This window comes from Polyangium jinanense, from assembly GCF_028435265.1.
GTDB lineage: Bacteria > Myxococcota_A > Polyangia > Polyangiales > Polyangiaceae > Polyangium > Polyangium jinanense.
This window is the reverse complement of the sequence record NZ_JAGTJK010000019.1, coordinates 48,958-65,445: the sequence shown is the minus strand read 5'-3', so window position 1 is coordinate 65,445 and position 16,488 is coordinate 48,958. Positions and strand designations below refer to the sequence as shown.

The window sequence follows — 16,488 nt, the reverse complement described above, 5'->3', positions numbered from 1 at the left end:
TTTCGTGGGGGAGGGGAGCGCGGCATGAACGACACGGAGCGCCTGTTCCGACAGCGACCTCGCTCCGATGAGGAGCTCTACGAGCGGCTCGCCGAGATCACGAAGGATGAGCTCCGCAGGGACCTCGTCGCGCGCCTCGCCGCGCAGGGTGCGCTCCCGCGCGAGGTCCCGCTGTACGTGCGCGCCTTCTCGTTCCTCGGCCTCACCACGTCGGACCTGCCCGCGCTCACGAGCGTGCTGCTCGACACACGGGCGCCGATCGAGGGGCGCGCCGTCGCGCTCGCGCTCGTGCGATCGGTCGATCCGACGCGCGCGCAGGAGCTCGCGCGGCAGGTCACGCAGGCCGAGCTCCTCGCGATGAACGACGCGCAGCTCCTCGTGGTGATCGCGGGCCTCGCGGCGACACCCGCGCGCTTGCCCGAGATCACCGAAAAGATCGTCCGCCAGCCGCTCGAGTCCCGCCTCGCGCGCTTCGAGCAGATCGATCGCCTGCGCAAGCGCGCTCGGGTCCCCGCGGCATTTCTTTACGAGGACCTCGTTCGTCGTGACGACCTCGGCATCGGCGACGTCGCCGTCGATCGCATCGTCGAGGAGGGCGGAGCGGCGGCCGTGTGGCTCTGCGAATCGCTCTGGCACGAGGCGCCGAGCAAGGCGCCGCGCGCGCGCTGGGCCGACGTCCTCGCGCGTGTCTTTCGTTCGTCGGCACGTACGAACGTAGAGGGCCTGCGCGCCCTCGTGTTCGCCTCCGAGCAGAGCGAGGACGGCGCGCGCACGGCCGTGCTCTCCGTCGAGAGCCCGCTCGATGGTTCTCTCACGCTCGCGCGCGTGCGCGTGGACGCGGGCGGCGCCCTCGCGGGCGGCATGCTCACGACGCTCGCGGACGAACGTGATCTCGAAGATTGGCTCTCCGAAGGCCCGGAGCTCTTGCCTCGTGTCCCCGCGCCGATGGCCTCGATCGCGCCCTGGGTCGAGGACGCCACGCGCCGCACGAGCACGCCGCCACGCGCTGCCCTGCACCTCTTCGCGGCGGCGTGCTGGTTCTCGCTCGCGGCCCGCAGCTAACCCACGATTGCGTCGTCCAGCTCGACGCCCACAGGGCAGTGATCACTGCCCGTCACGTGCGGCGAGAGGAACGCGCCCTTGAGGTGCTTCGCCGCGCCTTCCGACGCGAGCACGTAGTCGATGCGCCACCCCACGTTCTTCGCGCGCACGCCGAACCGCTGGCTCCACCACGAGTAGTGCCCGGGCCCCGGCTCGAAGACGCGGAACGTGTCCACGTAGCCCGCGCGGATCCACCGATCGAGCTCCTCGCGCTCCTCCGGCGTGAAGCCACTCGTCTTCACGTTCTCCTTGGGCCGCGCGAGATCGATCTCGCGATGCGCCGTGTTGAAATCGCCCATCACGAGGATCGGCTCACCACGGCGCCGCCGCACCTCCAGCACGTCGAAGAGACGCCGGTAGAACGCGAGCTTGAACGGGATGCGGCTGTTGTCGCGGTTCGGCCCGCTGCCGTTCGGGAAGTACACGTTCGCCAGCGTGAGCCGCCCGTAACGCGCGATCTGCACGCGCCCCTCGGCGTCGAACGTCGCGTCCTTCAGCGACGTCGAGATCTTGTCCGCGGGCAAACGCGACAGCAGCCCCACGCCGCTGTAGCCCGGCCGCTCGGCCGCCGAGAACGCGCGCAGCCACGCGCCGCCGATCGACTCCAGGCACGGCCCGAGCTGCGCCTCCTGCGCGCGCACCTCCTGGATGCCCACGATGTCGGCCCGCTCGTTTGCGAGCCACGTGGAAAAACCTTTCCCCAGGACCGACCGCAGCCCGTTCACGTTCCAGCTCACGATCTTCATGCGTCGAAGACAGCTCTCTAGGGTTTGGCCGGGCCATGTCAAGCGAATCCGCTCTCCCGCCGTCGCCGCCGAACGCTCGCTCGTTTTTTACCCGCGCGACGGCTCGCGTGTCCCAAGCACCCGGACATCTCATCGAGGAGGGACTTGCATGCACACGCGCGCTTTCGTCATCGCCCTGTTGATCCCCGCCACGCTCGCCACCACGTCCTGCCGCAAGCAAGAAGAGATGACGACGGCCGAGGCGCTACAGGCCGTGCAAGAGGCCAGCATCTCGGGCGACGCCGAGAACGTCACCGCGGGCAGCATCGAGATCACCACCGACTTCACCATCGGTCAGGCCGCCGAGGCCGCGGCGCAGGAGATCCGCGACTTCGTCACCTCACAGCTCCCGTGCGCCGCCGTCACGCTCACGGGGCCGACGCTCAAGGTCGAGTACGGCAAGAACCCCGGGAGCTGTACCTACAAGGGCAACACGTACAGCGGCACGCACGAGATCACGGTGACGAAGAACGACATGAGCGACGTCGTCGTGAATCATACGTGGACAAAGCTTTCGAACGGCCGCGTCGAGGTGAGTGGCACGGCCGAGGTCACGTGGAGCGCGGCCAACGAGACGCGCCACGTCGTGCACGAGCTCGACTGGACGCGCATCGAAGACGGCAAGACCGGCAAGGGCACGGGCGACCGCACGCAACGCCCGCTCGAAGGCGGGCTCGCCGAGGGTTTTCAGGTCGACGGCTCACGCGCGTGGACGGGGCAGGGCGGGACGTGGGACCTCTCGATCGAGGGCGTCGAGTTCCGCTGGGTCGACCCCGTGCCGCAGGCGGGGACCTACAGGCTCGCGGATCCGAAGGAGCGCTCGATCGCGATGAGCTTCGAGCGCGTCGACGAGGACACGATCAAGGTCACCGTGACGAGCGGCGCGAAGTCGTTCTCGTTCAACGTCTCGAAGGCGGGCGCCGTCTCCGAGTCCTGATTCCCCGGGGCGACGTGGCGAGCGTAGACTCCGTGCAGCGGGCGTGATCGATCCCTCGCGACCCGCATCGCGCCCGTGCCCGGAGCCTTCGAATGATCGTCGTCGACATCAAGCGGCTGATTCGGAAGTTGTCTCGCGCCTGCATGACGGCGCTCGAGGGTGCGGTCCTGCGGACCGTGAACGCGAAGAACCCCGAGGTAACGCTGGTGCACATGCTCCTCGCGCTTCTCGACGACGTGACGTGTGATCTCTCGAGGGTCGTCGAGCAGCAGGGCATCGACCGCGCGGCGCTCCGGCATGCGCTCCTTGCTGCCGAAGCGGCCTTGCCGGGAGGGCACACGGGTCGGCCGGTCTTCTCGCCGGTGCTCATCGAGCTCCTGCAGGACGCGTGGACCTTCGGCTCGATCCGCCACGAGTACACGACGGTCCGCAGCGGTATGATCCTCGCGCTGATCCGTCGGATGCCCGGGCGATACGACCTCGCCACGATCGAGCGACACGTGCGCCCCGGCGCCGACGCGGCACCGGACTCCACGGAGCTACCGCGTATCGGCGCGACCTCGGGCGAGGCGCAAGAAGCGGCGCGGCAGCCCGCTCCGCGGAGCAACCTGCCGGGGCCGCGCGAGGAGGTGCTTTACCGTGTTCGCGCGGGCGACACCTTGCTCGGCATCGCGCGGGAGTTCGCGCTCGACGTCGAGCAGGTGGCCGAGGAGAACCGGCTGCACATCCACGACGAGCTCCTGCCCGGGACCCTCGTGCGGCTGCGCGTGCTGCCCGACGTCATCGAGCAGAACGAGGCCGAGGCCGCAGCGCGGCGTCTGCACTAGCGCCCCGACGCTCTCCTCGCCGCGCCGGGCGAACCGGGTGGGGAGGGAGCGCGAAGCGGGCGGACAAAAGCAAAACAGCCGAACCCTTTCGGGATCGGCTGTTTTGGTACTGCATACAAGAGAGCGGGGTGGACGGGACTCGAACCCGCGGCCTCCGGCGTGACAGGCCGGCGTTATAACCGACTTAACTACCACCCCATGGTGTCGAACTGCGCGTCGCTGTTTCGTTCTCGCTGACGGGGCCGGTGTCTACCAGCCTTGTTCTCCGTTTGCAAGCCCCTGTTTTCTTTTTTTTTTCCGCCTCCGACTCTCATCAAACTTCGATGGGGAGCCGGGTGGGCGGGACAGGGTTCGAACCTGCGACCATCGGCTTGTAAGGCCAATGCTCTACCGCTGAGCTACCCGCCCCGACGGAGAGGCCGCGGAGTCTACTCGGGGGACCTTTTCCGTCAAGAGGTTTTTTTCTGGGGCGGATCACGCCACGCCAAACTTCCGCCTGCACGAACAATCGGGCTAGAGTCGATGCGCGGGCGCACGATCGACGGCGCGCGCCTTGGCCGCGACGGGCGGCCCAAGGAGGAACGGAGAGTCGCATGACGGAGCGGATCGGCATTCTCGCGGGCTGGGAGCAGTCCTTCCCCCAGGCGTTCATCGAGCGCTGCAACCGAGTCCCGGGCATCCAGGCGGAGTTCGCGAAGATCGGAGGGACGCCGGAGCGCTTCGTCTCCCCGTACCGCGTGCTCGTCGACCGCATCAGCCAGGAGGTCAAGCACTACCGCTTCTACCTCAAGGCCGCGGCCCTCGGCGGCGCGTACGTGATCAACGACCCCTTGTGGTGGAGCGCCGACGACAAGTTCTTCGGCTACTCGCTCGCCTCGCGCCTCGGCGTCGCCACGCCGCGCACGGTGATGCTTCCGCAGAAGGACTACATCCCCGCGATCGACAAGAACCGGTCGCTCCGCAACCTCGAGTTCCCGCTGAACTGGGACGCCATCGTCGAGTACGTGGGGTTCCCGGCGATCCTGAAGCCCGCCGACGGCGGCGGCTGGAAGGACGTGACCGTCGTGCGCACCCCGATGGATCTGCTGCGCGCCTACGACGCCTCGAACCTCAACGTGATGACGCTGCAGGAGTTCATCGACTTCGACGACTACGCGCGCTGCATCTGTATCGGCCGCGAGCGTGTCCTCACGATCCAGTACGACCCGAAGCAGATCGGCCCGACGGGCCTCCGCGGTCGCTACATCTTCCGCGACCAGGAGCGCTGGCTCCCGCAAGACCTGCACGACCGTATCGTCAACGACGCGCTGCGCCTGAACCACGCGCTCGGCTACGACATGAACTCGGTCGAGTTCGCCATCAAGGACGGCGTCCCCTACGCCATCGACTTCACGAACCCCGCGCCCGACATGCACATCGAGCACCTCGGCGAGCGTTTCTTCGACACGGTCACCGACTGGATGGTCGAGTTCTGCGTCAAAGCCGCCAAGGAGGGCCGCACGATCCGCGACCGCTACGCCTGGAGCAAGATGGCCGCCGAGGTCGAACCCATCCGGTGGGATAGAGGCACGTGACCACCCACGAGCGGCCGTCGAAGCACCCCTTCACCGCCGCGCTCGACGCAGCCGTCGACCGCTACCACGACGCGCTCACGGCCTACGTGGATCGAGGGGGCGAGGATCACCTCGCCCTGCTCGAACGCATGGTGGCGCGAGGCGCGGTTTTCGCCGGTCGGCCTCTCTGCACGTTCCTCCGTCCGAACTTCGTCCTCCGCGCCCAGTACAACCTGCTCCTCGGGGCGCTCCGGCACTTCCGCAGCGCCGTCATCAAGGCGAAGGACCTCGTCCTCGCAGACCCCACGCTCCTCGAGCTCATGGGCCTGACGGACGGCGAACGACGGCTCCTTTCCTACAACCCCGCGTTCGAGTCCGTCGGCGTCGTCACGCGTCTCGACGCGGTCCTCGCGGGGTCCGAGCTCTCGTTCGTCGAGCTCAACGCCGAGGGCGCCTTCGGCCCGAGCTACGCCGACAGGCTCACCGAGCTCTTCGAGGCCTTCCAGCCGATGCGCGAGTTCGCCCGCGTCTCGCCGATCACGCCCGTCTACGCGGGCAACTCCCTCGTCGGCTCGATCCTCGACGCGTGGCACGAGTTCGGCGGAACGCACGTCCCCAAAGTCGCCGTCGTCGACTGGCAGGAGGTCGCGACGCGGACCGAGTTCGACATGATCTGCGAGCGCTTCCGGCTGCACGGCATCCCGGCGCGCTTCGTCGATCCGCGCGAGCTCGAGTACCGCGACGGCAAGCTCTCGGCGAAGGGCGAGGAGATCGACCTCGTCTACCGCCGCGTGCTCACGAGCGAGCTGCTCGGCCGCGAGGACGAGGTGCGCCCGCTCATCGAGGCGTACAAGGCGCGCGTCGTGTGCGTCGTGAACAGCTTCCGCGCGAAGCTGCTCGACAAGAAGGTCCTCTTCGCCCTGCTCTTCGATCCGCGCGTGACGGCGCTCTACACGAAGGACGAGGGCGCGGCCGTGCGCCAGTTCATCCCGTGGACGAGGCGCGTCGAGGAGATGAAGACCGAAGGGCCGGACGGCGTGGAGATCGACCTCGTCCCGTGGGCCCGTGACAACCGCGCGCGCCTCGTGCTCAAGCCGAACGACGAGGTCGGCGGTCGTGGCGTGGTGATCGGCGCGAACGTGGAGAGCAGCGTGTGGGAGCGAGCGCTGAAGCTCGCGCTCGTCGATCCGTCCGTTTTGCAGCTCCGCGTTTCGTTACCGACGTCGATGTTTCCGGAAGTTGGCGCGGCGGGCGAGCTCTACTTCTCGCGGCGTCACATCGAGCTCGATCCGATCCTGTTTCGCGGCGAGCTCGGCGGTATGCTGGGCAGGTTATCCGCGACGAACATGTGCAACGTTCATGCGGGGGCGGGAACGGTCCCCACGTTCATCATCGAGGGAGATTCATGAGCACCACGGTCCAGGGTCTGCTCGACGGTCAATTCACGCTCGGCATCGAGGAAGAGTTTCAGATCGTCCACCCCGAGACGCGCGAGCTCCGCTCCTACGTGAGTCAGCTCCTCGAGGGCGGGAAGCACTCGATCCTGCGCGAGCGCGTGCGGCCCGAGATGCACCAGTCCGTCGTCGAGACGGGCACGGGCATCTGCCGGGACATCCGGCAGGCGCGTCAGGAGATCTGCGAGCTGCGTGGTGAGCTCAGCGCGCTCGCGGGCAAACACGGCCTGCGCATCGTCGCGGCCGGCACGCACCCTTTCAGCGACTGGAAGAAGCAGGAGATCACCGACGGCGAGCGCTACAAGGTGATCGTCGAGGACCTGCAGGACGTCGCGCGCGCGAACCTGATCTTCGGCCTGCATGTCCACGTCGGCATCAAGGACAAGGAGGTCGCGATGGCGCTCGCGAACCAGGTCCGTTACTTCCTGCCGCACCTCCTCGCGCTCTCGACGAGCTCGCCGTTCTGGCTCGGACGCGCGACGGGCCTGAAGAGCATCCGCAGCGAGATCTTCAAGCGCTTCCCGCGCACGGGCATCCCGGGTCACTTCGACTCGTACGCGCAGTTCCAGTCGTACGTCGATCTGCTCGTGAAGACGGGCTGTATCGACAACGCGAAGAAGATCTGGTGGGACGTCCGCGCCCATCCGTTCTTCGACACGGTCGAGGTGCGCATCTGCGACATGACGACGCGCATCGACGACACCGTCGCGCTGACGGCGCTCATCCAGGCGCTCATGGGCAAGCTCTACCTGCTCTACCGGAAGAACATGGGCTTCCGCGAGTACGCGCGCGAGCTCATCGAGGAGAACAAGTGGCGCGCGCTGCGCTACGGCATCGACGGCCAGCTCATCGACTTCGGCAAGCAGGAGCAACTGCCCGTGCGCGTGCTCATCGGCGAGCTACTCGACTTCGTCGAGGAGGCGGCGGCGATCTTCAAGTCCGAGGCCGATCTCGACCGCATCCGCGGCATCCTCAGGGAGGGCACGAGCGCCGACAAACAGCTCGCCGTCTTCCAGAAGACGCAGAGCGTGCAGGCCATCGTCGATCACCTGATCGAGCAGACCGCCATGGGCGCCTGAGCCCCGCGCGTCCCCGCATTCCCGCCCAAAAACCAAAAAGATCCGGCTACTTGGCCTTCGGTCAGGCGCCTTTCGTCACCGAGGATTTCTGTCCGGGCCCTCCGCGGTGATACCGTGCGTTCGTGGGTACGAAGAGCGCGTTGCATCGGATCGCCGCCCTCGCCGTGACGGGGCTCGTGGTGACTGTGGGAGCGGTGAGCTGCACGTCCACGGAGTTCATCCAGGAGCCGCCCGGTCAGCCGACCGATCGCGCCTCGGGCGCGGTGCCCGCGGGCGCGATCGGCGTGTGCAAGCGCGAGGGGACGAAGCGTCCGCCCGTCGTGAGCGAGAAGCTCTGGGAGCACGCCAAGCCGTGCACGACGAAGACGCCCGAGAAGTACATCCGGCTCGGCTACTCCGACAAAGAAGACCCCGGCGTCGAGCAGCAGAACGAGCAGATCCTCGCGGCGCTGCGCGAGGGGCCGAAGGAAGACGGCGGCAACAACCAGTTCGTCGCGATGCTGCGGGGCGTGCGTCAACGCTCGCTCGACGTCCCCACGCTGCGCTACCGAGTCGCGCGCGACTCGACCTCGGCGGGCGCCTGCGACTTCACGTACATGCTCAACACGATGGGGAAGTCGCGCGAGAAGATCGAGCGCGACGCCTGCACGGCCGAGGTCTTCGATCCGGAGGAGCGCAAGGAGGTCTGCCTGTTCGACAAACCCGAGGGCCTGTGGCTCACGGGGGGCTGGGCTTGCCTCATGAACGTGCGCGCGCTCGGGTCGGATCAGTCCTGCCATCGTTTGTGTGCATACGATGACTACTGCGCGCGGCAGGTGAGCTGCGCGGGCGCGGACATCGATCTGCTGCTCTGCTCGATGGGCGTCTGCTTGCCTGAGCAGACGGGCCTGTACTGAGCGGGGGTTCCACAGGGATGTGCGTGCGCGGGGCTTTGCCCCGCACCCCAGAAGGGGGCTGTCCGCCCCCTTCACCCCGGACCAGGCACGGCCTGGACCGAGGGCGGATAAACCGCGCGATGCGCGGTTTATCCGACGGGCCCGTGGCAAGACCACGAGCGGCGTTGCCGACCAAGACAGCAGCGCTGCCCTACGTGCTGGGAACGTCTTCCCTGTCGACAGCGCGCATCGCGCGCTGTCGCCCCGCGTCCAGGGCTTGCCCTGGTCCGGGTGCAGGGGCGGATAGCCCCTGCTCGGGTCCGGGGTGAAACCCCGGCGCTACGCGCTGTCGCCCCGCGTCCAGGGCTTGCCCTGGTCCGGGTGCAGGGGCGGATAGCCCCTGCTCGGGTCCGGGGTGAAACCCCGGCGCTACGCGCTAGTCGCCGTACGGATCGTTCGGGTCGACCTTGGGCGCCGGGGCCGTCGGGGCTCCGCCCGGCAGGCGTGACGGCGGCCTCCACCACGGGGGCGGATACCAGAGGCCGTCGATGCGCTTCCAGCCGCCACCGGGGTTCGGCGGGAGAAACCTGTAGCCGCCGCCGTCGGGCAAGCCGCCGTCGAGAGCGTCGGAGCCTGCGTCGCCTGCGTCGGAGCCTGCATCACCCGCGTCGCTCCCGGCGTCGCCTGCGTCGGATCCCGCGTCGCTCGGCGCGCCTGCATCGAGGGCCAGCGCTTCGTCGCTCGGCGCGCTCGCGGAAGGTGCGGCGCTCGCGCTCGTCATGGCGGTCGGCGCGGGCACGACACTCGCAGGCGGCGGAGGTGGCGCGGGCGCGGGCGCGGTCTTCGGCGGAGGCAAAAGCCAGCGAAGCGCCGGTGGGACGAGCGGCTCGGCCCAGGGCAAGTGGCCGAGGCGCAGCGCAGCGCCCGCGCCGCCGAGCGCTGCGACGAGGGTGAGGCCGAGCCATGGCCAGACCGATCGCTTGCGCTTCGACGTGACGAGCGCTGGCGCCGCAGACGGCGGGGGAGGGGGCACGCTCGGGACGACGATCGCGGGCGGTGGAGGCGGCACGGACTCGCCGTCGTCGAGCGAGATCGGGATGATGCCTTCGAGCGAAGCGCCACGCGACGACGGCGTGCCGCCGCGCGACGACGGCGTGCCGCTGCGCTTTCGCGACACAGGCCCTTCGGCCCGCCGCGACGCAGGCGCCTCTGCGGCTTCGAGCCCGCGCGCATCCGCGGCCTGGATCGCGGCGGCGAGCTCGGCGCGGCGCTGCGACGACCGCTCGCCCATCAGTTTGCTCACGAACGAAGACACGTCGCCGTCGGTCACGGCCGCGCCGATGGCGTTCGTGATCTGATCGAGCGCGCGTTGCATCTCGGCGCAGTCGGTCCAGCGATCCTCGACGCGCTTCGCGAGGGCGCGCATGACCACGGCTTCGAGATCGGGGCGCACCGAGGGCACGAGCTCGTGGACCGGGACGGGCTCGGTGCCGACGATGTTGTCCATCGTCTGCTTGTCCGTGGTCGCCTTGAACGGGTGACGCCCGGTGATCATCACGTACATGAGGATCCCGAGCGAGAAGATGTCCGAGCGACGATCGAGCCGCTCGCCGCGGATCTGCTCGGGCGACATGTAGTGCGCTTTGCCCTTCATCATGCCGGGCACGCGCGTGATGGTGACGCTCGCCGTGGCCTTCGCGACGCCGAAGTCGACGATCTTCACGATCCCGTCGTACGAGACCATGACGTTCGCGGGGTTCACGTCGCGGTGCACGAGGCCGAGAGGGCGGCCGTCGTCGTCGCGCATCTCGTGTGCGGCGTGCAGGCCCGCGCAGGCGCTCGAGAGCATGCGCAGGAGCAAGGGGAGGGGGAAGCCGCCTTGGTCCTTGGCGTTGCGGTTGATCACGAAGAGCGACTCTCCGTTGATCCACTCCATCACGATGTAGAGCACGCCGTTCTCGTCGCCGAGGTCGAGGATCTCGGCGACGTGCGGGTGCCGGATGCGCGCCGCGAGCCGCGCCTCGTCGAGGAACATCGCCTCGAACTCGGGATCTTCCGAGAGGCCCGGCAGCATCGTCTTGATGGCGACGATCTTCTGGAAGCCGCGCGAGCCGACCATGCGAGCGGCCCACACGGCGGCCATCCCGCCCTGCGCCACGGGCATGAGGATCTCGTAGCGTCCTAGCGTGACGCCGGGCTTGAGATCTCGGTTATGAAGCAACAACGAGGATCCTCTGGGATGCGTCGTCCTCGGCAGCGGGACCGCGAAGGACAAGGGGAGCGAAGGCTACCGCGCATGGGAGGGTGTCACGATCGCCGCTCACGGCTCAAGAGGAAGCAGCGGAATCGCCATGCGAAGGCAATTGCGCGCACGGCGAGGAGGGCGAGCGAGGAAAATGCGAGCGGTTTCCGGCAGGGCCGCAGTGCGTCAGGGCGGGCCCGTGCGCGGCGGGAGACGGCGCGAGGAGAGTCGTGGTATTGGGCAAACTGCGAGGCAAACGAGCGCGACGACCATGGTTGATAGCCCGATCCCGCCCCCGAAAGACGACGACGACGAGGATGTCCACTGGGCGCTGTCGACGGCCTCCGCGCTGTGGGGCCGCGGGGAGCGAGCCGAAGCGCTGCGCTGGCTGAAGCGCGCCGCCGAGCAGGCCTCGGACGCGGACAAGGACATGCGTTCGCTCGAGCTCTTCAAAGCGGCCGCGGACATCGCGCCCATGCTTGCCGCGGCGCCCGCGCCCGCCCCGCAAGCTGCGCCCGCGCCTGCGCCGCAAGCTGCGCCTGCGCCGGAGCCGGCCCCCGCGCCGCCACCCGCGCCTGCGCCGCAATCGGCGCCTGCGCCGCAGGCTGCGCCCGCGCCGGAGCCGGCTCCGCAGGCCGCGCCCGCGCCGCTCCGCTCGACGCCACCGCCGCCGCCGGGGCGTCCGGGTCCGCCGCCGCTCCCGCCTGGGCGTGGGGTCCCTGGGTCTGCGCCCGCGCCGCGCGCGCCGCTCGTGACCCAGCCACCGGTCGCGCAAGCGCCGGCCCCGCATGCGCCCGTGACACGGAGCGCGCCGCCTCCTCCCTTGCCGCGCGGGGCGCGTCCTCCTGCCGTGCCGACGGCGGCGACGCCCGCGCCTCCCTCGGTCGGGCCGCAGAGCCACGTGCGGCCGAATACGGGTGGTCCCGTGCTTCCCGCGGGGGTCGCGCCGCGCGTGCCCGCTCCCGCGCCGGTCGCCGCCGCGCCTCCGCCCGCGCCTGCCGAGGCGCCCGCCGCGCCGCAGCCTGGCAAGGCGCCTGGCGCGCCGGGACCCCGCAAGCGGCTCCCGTCACGCACCGGCGCACGCAAGAGCGCCACCAACATGGCCGCGGTCGCGGATCCCACGCGTGCAAGCGCCCGCCCGCCGGCCCCGGCCGTGCCCGCGGCGCCGCCGGTCATCGCGGTAGCTCCCGCGCCTGCCACGGCCGCGCCGAAACGCGCCACCCCGAAGACGACCGTCATCGATCAGGCGTGGGGCGACTTCGGGCCCTCGGCGCCGCCGGTCGCGCCGCCGCCGCCGCCCCTCGAGGAAGAGATCACCGCCTCGCAGGCCCGCGGCGAGTTCGACATTCCGGTCGATGACCTCGACGGCGAGACGGCCGTGCTTTCGGGCAAGGACCTCGGCCGCATCCCGGTGGCGCAGGAGCCCGCCGCCGCACCTGCGCCTGCTCCGGTGGCCGCGCCTGCGCCCGCGCCCGTGGCTGCTCCGGTCGCTCCTGCCGCGCCCGCTCCGGCGCCCGTCGCGGCGGTCACGCCAACGCCGGCCCGGGTCGCTCCTGTCGGGCCCGCTCCGGTGCGCCCCGTGGCTCCCGCCATCGCAGCGGTTCCGGCCGCCGCGCCTGCGGCTGCACCCGCGCCTGCCCCCGCCGCTCCGATGGCCCCTCGCGTGGCGCTGGTCGTCGCGGTTCGGGTCGCGGTCGTCGGTCGGGAAGGGGAAATCCGGGTCGTCCCGCTCGCGCCGGGTCAGGCCCCGCCGCCTGGCACGGCCACGGCCCTGCTCGTTCCCACGGCAGACGAGGATGCCGCCGTGATCGGCCGCCTCGTGGGTCTCTAGACGCTCGAAAGGGGATCGCCCATGACGGACGCATCGGAACGAGTGAGGCCGCAACGCATCCGCATCACGAAGCTGCAGGAGACGCAGGTCAGCGACCTCGTCGAGCTCGAGAAGGCCTGCACGGCGATGTACCACGACCTCGGCTTCGACGCGGCCGAGGTGCCGCCGCGAACCTGGAACGACATCGCGCACCTGCCGCGGCACCACAACGTCTTCGTCGCCGAGGCTGATCACGAGGTCGCCGGTTACCTGGCCTGGCGCGACGAGTCGCCGGGCGTCGCGTACCTCGAAGAGCTCTCGGTCCATCCGCGGTTCCAGCGCTTCGGCGTGGGGACGCGGCTGCTCCAGCGGTTCGAGGAGGACGCTCTGAATTGTGAGCGATATGACGTGATCGCGCGGATGTTCGAGAAGGCCACGTGGGCGCAGGCGTTTTACGCGCACCATGGCTTCGCGCAGCTCGGCGACCAGGCGTCGCGGAAGGTGCTCGGGTGGCGGGAGGAGCGCTCGGGTGGGCGTCCGCTGACGAGGCCGGGCGAGGTCCTGATCTGGAAGTCGTTCCGGGCGCAGTGACGTCCGGTCGGTAGGTCGGGACGGCGCCGCGCGAGGGGCGGGGTGCGCGAGGAGGACGCGCCGAGGGAGACGTGTGTCTTCCGGGCGAGGTCGGCGGGTCGGAGTCTGGGGCTGCTGCGTGGAGCTCGGCCGGGGCTCGGGTTGGTCCGCGGCCGGGTCCGGGAGGCGTCCGTCGCCAGGTCCGGCTCCGCGTCCACACCTGTCCTGAGGCGGATCGCGCAAGTTGACATAATGTATCTTATGCGAAATTTAGATGAGCCCGGAGGAGGGGGATCCGAGCCGAAAACCGGCCTGAAACCAGGCGTTCATCGGGTTCGTCTGGACACACGGCGGCCCCGCGACGCGCGCGTGCACCTCGGCCGCGTGGCGCGATCGTCAACTGCGCCCGTTCCGTCCCCGCCGTTCAGGCTTCGGGCGTCGACATCCCCCCGGACGCCCCTCCGCCCCCCGCGAGCTCGTCAGCCGCCCTTCACGCCGAGCCAGCTCATCGTCGTCTGCGCCGGTGCCGGCGTCGGCGGCATGACCTGGACGCCGAGGAACGATCCCCCGTTGCCCACCACGAACGCCCGCACGCCGTACGCGGCCGGCGTCATCGCGAAGCTGCCGCCCGGCAGGAGCCCGTCGATGAGCCCACCCGTCACGGGCGAAAACAGGAACAAGCCGTACCGCGTCGTCCCCACGAGCAGCGCGCCGGCCACCGGAACCGGCGCCGTGATCCCGCCCTCCGGCAGGTTCCGCCGCCAGAGCGTCCGCCCGTCGTTCGGATCGAGCGCCCAGAGACCTGTGAGCCCGCTCGCAGCGAACAGGATCCGCTGCCCAGGCACGGACGGGGGTTTGGGGGCGTAGCTCGGCTCGTCCGAGCGCAGCCCCCGAGCGTTGACGAGCGGCCCGGTCCGCGGCGCATGCTCCGGCTGCTCCCACAAAACGAGCTCCGTCACCCCGACGGCCTTCTCGTTCACCCACGCCCGCGTGCCGTTCTCCGCGTCGAGCGCGTACAGGCCGCCCGCGTAGCTGCCCACGAACACGACCTCACCCGAGGTGATCCGTGCCACCAACGGCGTCGTGTCGACGTCCAGATAACGCGGCGCATCACCGCCGGTCTGCTGCTCCGCCTCGGCCGCGAGATCCACGGCCGGCCACTGCTCCGAGCCGTCCTCGAGGTCGTACGCGAGCACCACGCCGTCCGAGAACGCCGTGTAGACCTTGTCCCGCCCGAGCGCCGGACCCGCGTACCCGGCGACCTCCATGCCGAACGCCGGCGTCCGGTGCTGGTGCCACTTGAGCGCCCCGGTCGCCGCGTTCATCGCGATCAGCGTGTCGTTGGCGTTGGTGACGTAAATCACGCCGTTTCGGAGAACCGGCTTCCGGCTCACCTCGGCGTTCGTCGAGAACCGCCAGAGCATGCGGCCGTCGCTCGCGTTCACCTTGTAAACCGCGCCGTCGTTCGAGCCGAAGTAGACGACGTTCTCGTCGGCGTCGAAGAGCGGCTCGCTCTGGACCGGCCCCATCGTCTCGAAGCGCCAGATCGTCGAGCCGTCCTCGACCCGAAGCGCGTAGAGGCCGTTGTCGCTCGACGGGACGAAGACGCGCCGGCCCGCGACGTCGATCGCGGGCTTGCCGCGCTCGTAGACCTCGGCTTGCTGGCGCGACTCGGCCGTCAGCGGCCGTCGATACGTGATCGACAGCGTGCCGCCCGGGTGGTGCAGCCACGTCGGGACCTGCGGCGTCGCCGGGATGCTCAGGCTCTCGCAGCCGAAGAGCGGGAGCGCGAGGGCCGCGGCGGCCGCGAGAACGCCACGGGAGATCGCGACGGGAGCCCTCACGCGTCCTTCGATCACGGCGTCCCGCCCTGCTGCTGGGCCGCCTTCTTCTGGGCTTCCTCGACCAAGCGCCGCGCCTTTTCCTGGATGTCGGCCGGCATCGGCGCAGGCGCGCCGCCCCCGCCGAACGCAGGCATCTGCGCGGCCGCGGCGGTCGGATCGATCTGGACCATCAGATCATGCACCGCGCTCTTGAGGTACTCGAGCGGCTCGGGCTCCTTGCTGGGCAGCGCGAGTTTGTCCTCGAGTGGCTTCAGGATCTCCTTCGCCTTGTCCTTGTTGCCCTTGGCGAAGAGGAGGCGCGCCTCGTGGTAGGTCGCGAGGTCCTTGTATCCCTTGACGTCGATGCTCGCGAGCTCCTTGAAGCTCGCCATCGCGCCGTCGAGATCACCCTTGCCCTCCTTGGCGTACCCGATGCCCTCGGTGGCGCGGCCCTTCACGTCGGGATCCGCGGCCGCGAGCGGCGACGAAAGCACGGACGCGTAGGCTTCGATCGCCTTGTCCCACTCACGTTTTTCGAGGTACGTGCCGCCCTGGCCGAGCCGCGCGAGCAGCGCCGCGCCCGTGCCCGCGTACTTGTCGATGACCTTGCCGTACGCGTCGAGCGCGGCCTGCGACTTCTCGGCCTCGTTCTTGAAGACGCGCGTCGGATCGAGCTCTTTCTGATCGTCGGGGCGCTTGTCCTCTTCCATCACGAGCCCGCGATTCGCAGCCACGCCCGAGAAGAGATCCGCCGAGGCGTCGCCGAGCTTCTTGTCGACGCGCGACGACCAGAACGCATACCCGCCCGCGCCGACGAGCGCCGCGAGGACCACCCACTGGAGGACCCCGACGTTCGCCTTGAGCCACTTCGTGAGGGCCGAGGCACTCCGCGCCAGCGCGTCGTCGACCATCTCGCCCGCGTCGAGCGAGCTCGCGACGGGGCGGCGCTCGGCCGCGTCCGCTTGCTCGCGGCGTCGCTTCAGGAGCTCCTTGGCGCGCGCGTTCTTGTCGCGAGGCAGCGCCGCGTCGTCCTCCGCAGCCGCCGCGCCACCCACGCGCTTCTTGCGCCGCGCGAGTGCATCCTCGCGCCTGCGCGCCGCGCGGTTCGGCTTCGCAGCCTCTTGCTTCTCGTCCTCGTCGGGCTCCGCAGCCGCGTCTCCGCCCTCGATCGAGGCGTCTTCTTCGCCCGCGACGCCGAGCGCGGCGGCGACGCGCTGCGCGGCCTCGTCCGGCGCTTCCTCTTCGGACCCCGACGCGCGCGCCTTCGAAGGCTCGTCGTCCCCCGCGCCCTCCGCCTCGCGCGCGTCCTCGTCCTCGCGCTTCGCGCGGCCCTCTTCCGACTGCTTGTCCTCTCGCGACACGCCCGGGACTCTAGCCGCGCCGCCCCCGGCGTCAATCGGCCTCATCGCGGTTTCCGCGGGACTTCGCGTGC

Annotated in this window: 13 protein-coding genes and 2 tRNA genes; 9 read left to right on the top strand and 6 right to left on the bottom strand. The window is 69.9% G+C overall.

The genetic code is table 11. From position 1 onward, the window contains the following. The first annotated feature begins 24 nt into the window (after positions 1–24). Entirely contained in the window at positions 25–1,062 is a 1,038-nt protein-coding gene (locus KEG38_RS29095) for a hypothetical protein (RefSeq protein WP_272423128.1), read from the top strand. Here the strand turns inward: KEG38_RS29095 and KEG38_RS29090 are convergent. Beyond that, complete coding sequence (locus KEG38_RS29090; protein ID WP_272423127.1) at positions 1,059–1,847, bottom strand: exodeoxyribonuclease III; 789 nt, start codon at positions 1,845–1,847, stop codon at positions 1,059–1,061. The genes KEG38_RS29095 and KEG38_RS29090 overlap by 4 nt on opposite strands. Before the next feature lie 148 nt (positions 1,848–1,995). On the opposite strand from KEG38_RS29090, the gene KEG38_RS29085 reads away from it, so the two are divergent. Then, complete coding sequence (locus KEG38_RS29085) at positions 1,996–2,823, top strand: hypothetical protein (RefSeq protein WP_272423125.1); 828 nt, start codon at positions 1,996–1,998, stop codon at positions 2,821–2,823. A gap of 92 nt (positions 2,824–2,915) precedes the next feature. Then, positions 2,916–3,650 (top strand): LysM peptidoglycan-binding domain-containing protein, encoded by a 735-nt coding sequence (locus KEG38_RS29080; RefSeq protein ID WP_272423124.1) that lies wholly within the window; start codon positions 2,916–2,918, stop codon positions 3,648–3,650. A gap of 124 nt (positions 3,651–3,774) precedes the next feature. Here the strand turns inward: KEG38_RS29080 and KEG38_RS29075 are convergent. Together KEG38_RS29075 and KEG38_RS29070 are read right to left on the bottom strand one after the other, a co-directional pair. Continuing rightward, a tRNA-Asp gene (locus tag KEG38_RS29075) sits at positions 3,775–3,848 on the bottom strand. 138 nt (positions 3,849–3,986) lie between these two features. Then, positions 3,987–4,058: transfer RNA gene (locus KEG38_RS29070), tRNA-Val, on the bottom strand. Between the two features lie 185 nt (positions 4,059–4,243). Here KEG38_RS29070 and KEG38_RS29065 point away from each other — a divergent pair. The 4 genes from KEG38_RS29065 (at position 4,244) to KEG38_RS29050 (ending at position 8,632) form a co-directional block, all read left to right on the top strand. Then, a complete protein-coding gene (locus KEG38_RS29065) occupies positions 4,244–5,224 on the top strand; it encodes an ATP-grasp domain-containing protein (RefSeq protein ID WP_272423123.1) in 981 nt (326 codons plus the stop codon). Continuing rightward, positions 5,221–6,612, top strand: a complete 1,392-nt coding sequence (locus tag KEG38_RS29060) for a hypothetical protein (RefSeq protein ID WP_272423122.1) — start codon at positions 5,221–5,223, stop codon at positions 6,610–6,612. Before KEG38_RS29065 ends, KEG38_RS29060 begins: the two co-directional genes overlap by 4 nt. Then, positions 6,609–7,736, top strand: coding sequence for a carboxylate-amine ligase (locus KEG38_RS29055; protein ID WP_272423120.1), 1,128 nt, complete (start codon positions 6,609–6,611; stop codon positions 7,734–7,736). Before KEG38_RS29060 ends, KEG38_RS29055 begins: the two co-directional genes overlap by 4 nt. A gap of 122 nt (positions 7,737–7,858) precedes the next feature. Then, on the top strand, positions 7,859–8,632 hold the full coding sequence (locus KEG38_RS29050) for a hypothetical protein (protein WP_272423119.1): 774 nt from the start codon (positions 7,859–7,861) through the stop codon (positions 8,630–8,632). A 415-nt stretch (positions 8,633–9,047) separates the two neighbouring features. Here KEG38_RS29050 and KEG38_RS29045 read toward each other — a convergent pair whose 3' ends face one another. Continuing rightward, on the bottom strand, positions 9,048–10,832 hold the full coding sequence (locus tag KEG38_RS29045) for a serine/threonine protein kinase (protein ID WP_272423118.1): 1,785 nt from the start codon (positions 10,830–10,832) through the stop codon (positions 9,048–9,050). A 292-nt stretch (positions 10,833–11,124) separates the two neighbouring features. Here KEG38_RS29045 and KEG38_RS29040 point away from each other — a divergent pair, with 292 nt between their 5' ends. Both KEG38_RS29040 and KEG38_RS29035 read left to right on the top strand, forming a co-directional pair. Then, positions 11,125–12,684: a hypothetical protein gene (locus KEG38_RS29040; RefSeq protein WP_272423116.1), complete on the top strand. Its 1,560-nt coding sequence runs from the start codon at positions 11,125–11,127 to the stop codon at positions 12,682–12,684. Positions 12,685–12,705: 21 nt separating this feature from the next. Then, the gene (locus tag KEG38_RS29035) at positions 12,706–13,254 is read left to right on the top strand and encodes a GNAT family N-acetyltransferase (RefSeq protein WP_272423114.1); all 549 of its coding nucleotides are present in this window, start codon (positions 12,706–12,708) and stop codon (positions 13,252–13,254) included. 458 nt (positions 13,255–13,712) lie between these two features. Here KEG38_RS29035 and KEG38_RS29030 read toward each other — a convergent pair whose 3' ends face one another. Together KEG38_RS29030 and KEG38_RS29025 are read right to left on the bottom strand one after the other, a co-directional pair. Beyond that, the gene (locus tag KEG38_RS29030; RefSeq protein WP_272423112.1) at positions 13,713–15,077 is read right to left on the bottom strand and encodes an outer membrane protein assembly factor BamB family protein; all 1,365 of its coding nucleotides are present in this window, start codon (positions 15,075–15,077) and stop codon (positions 13,713–13,715) included. An 11-nt stretch (positions 15,078–15,088) separates the two neighbouring features. Then, positions 15,089–16,417: a tetratricopeptide repeat protein gene (locus KEG38_RS29025; RefSeq protein WP_272423111.1), complete on the bottom strand. Its 1,329-nt coding sequence runs from the start codon at positions 16,415–16,417 to the stop codon at positions 15,089–15,091. Between the last annotated feature and the right edge of the window lie 71 nt (positions 16,418–16,488).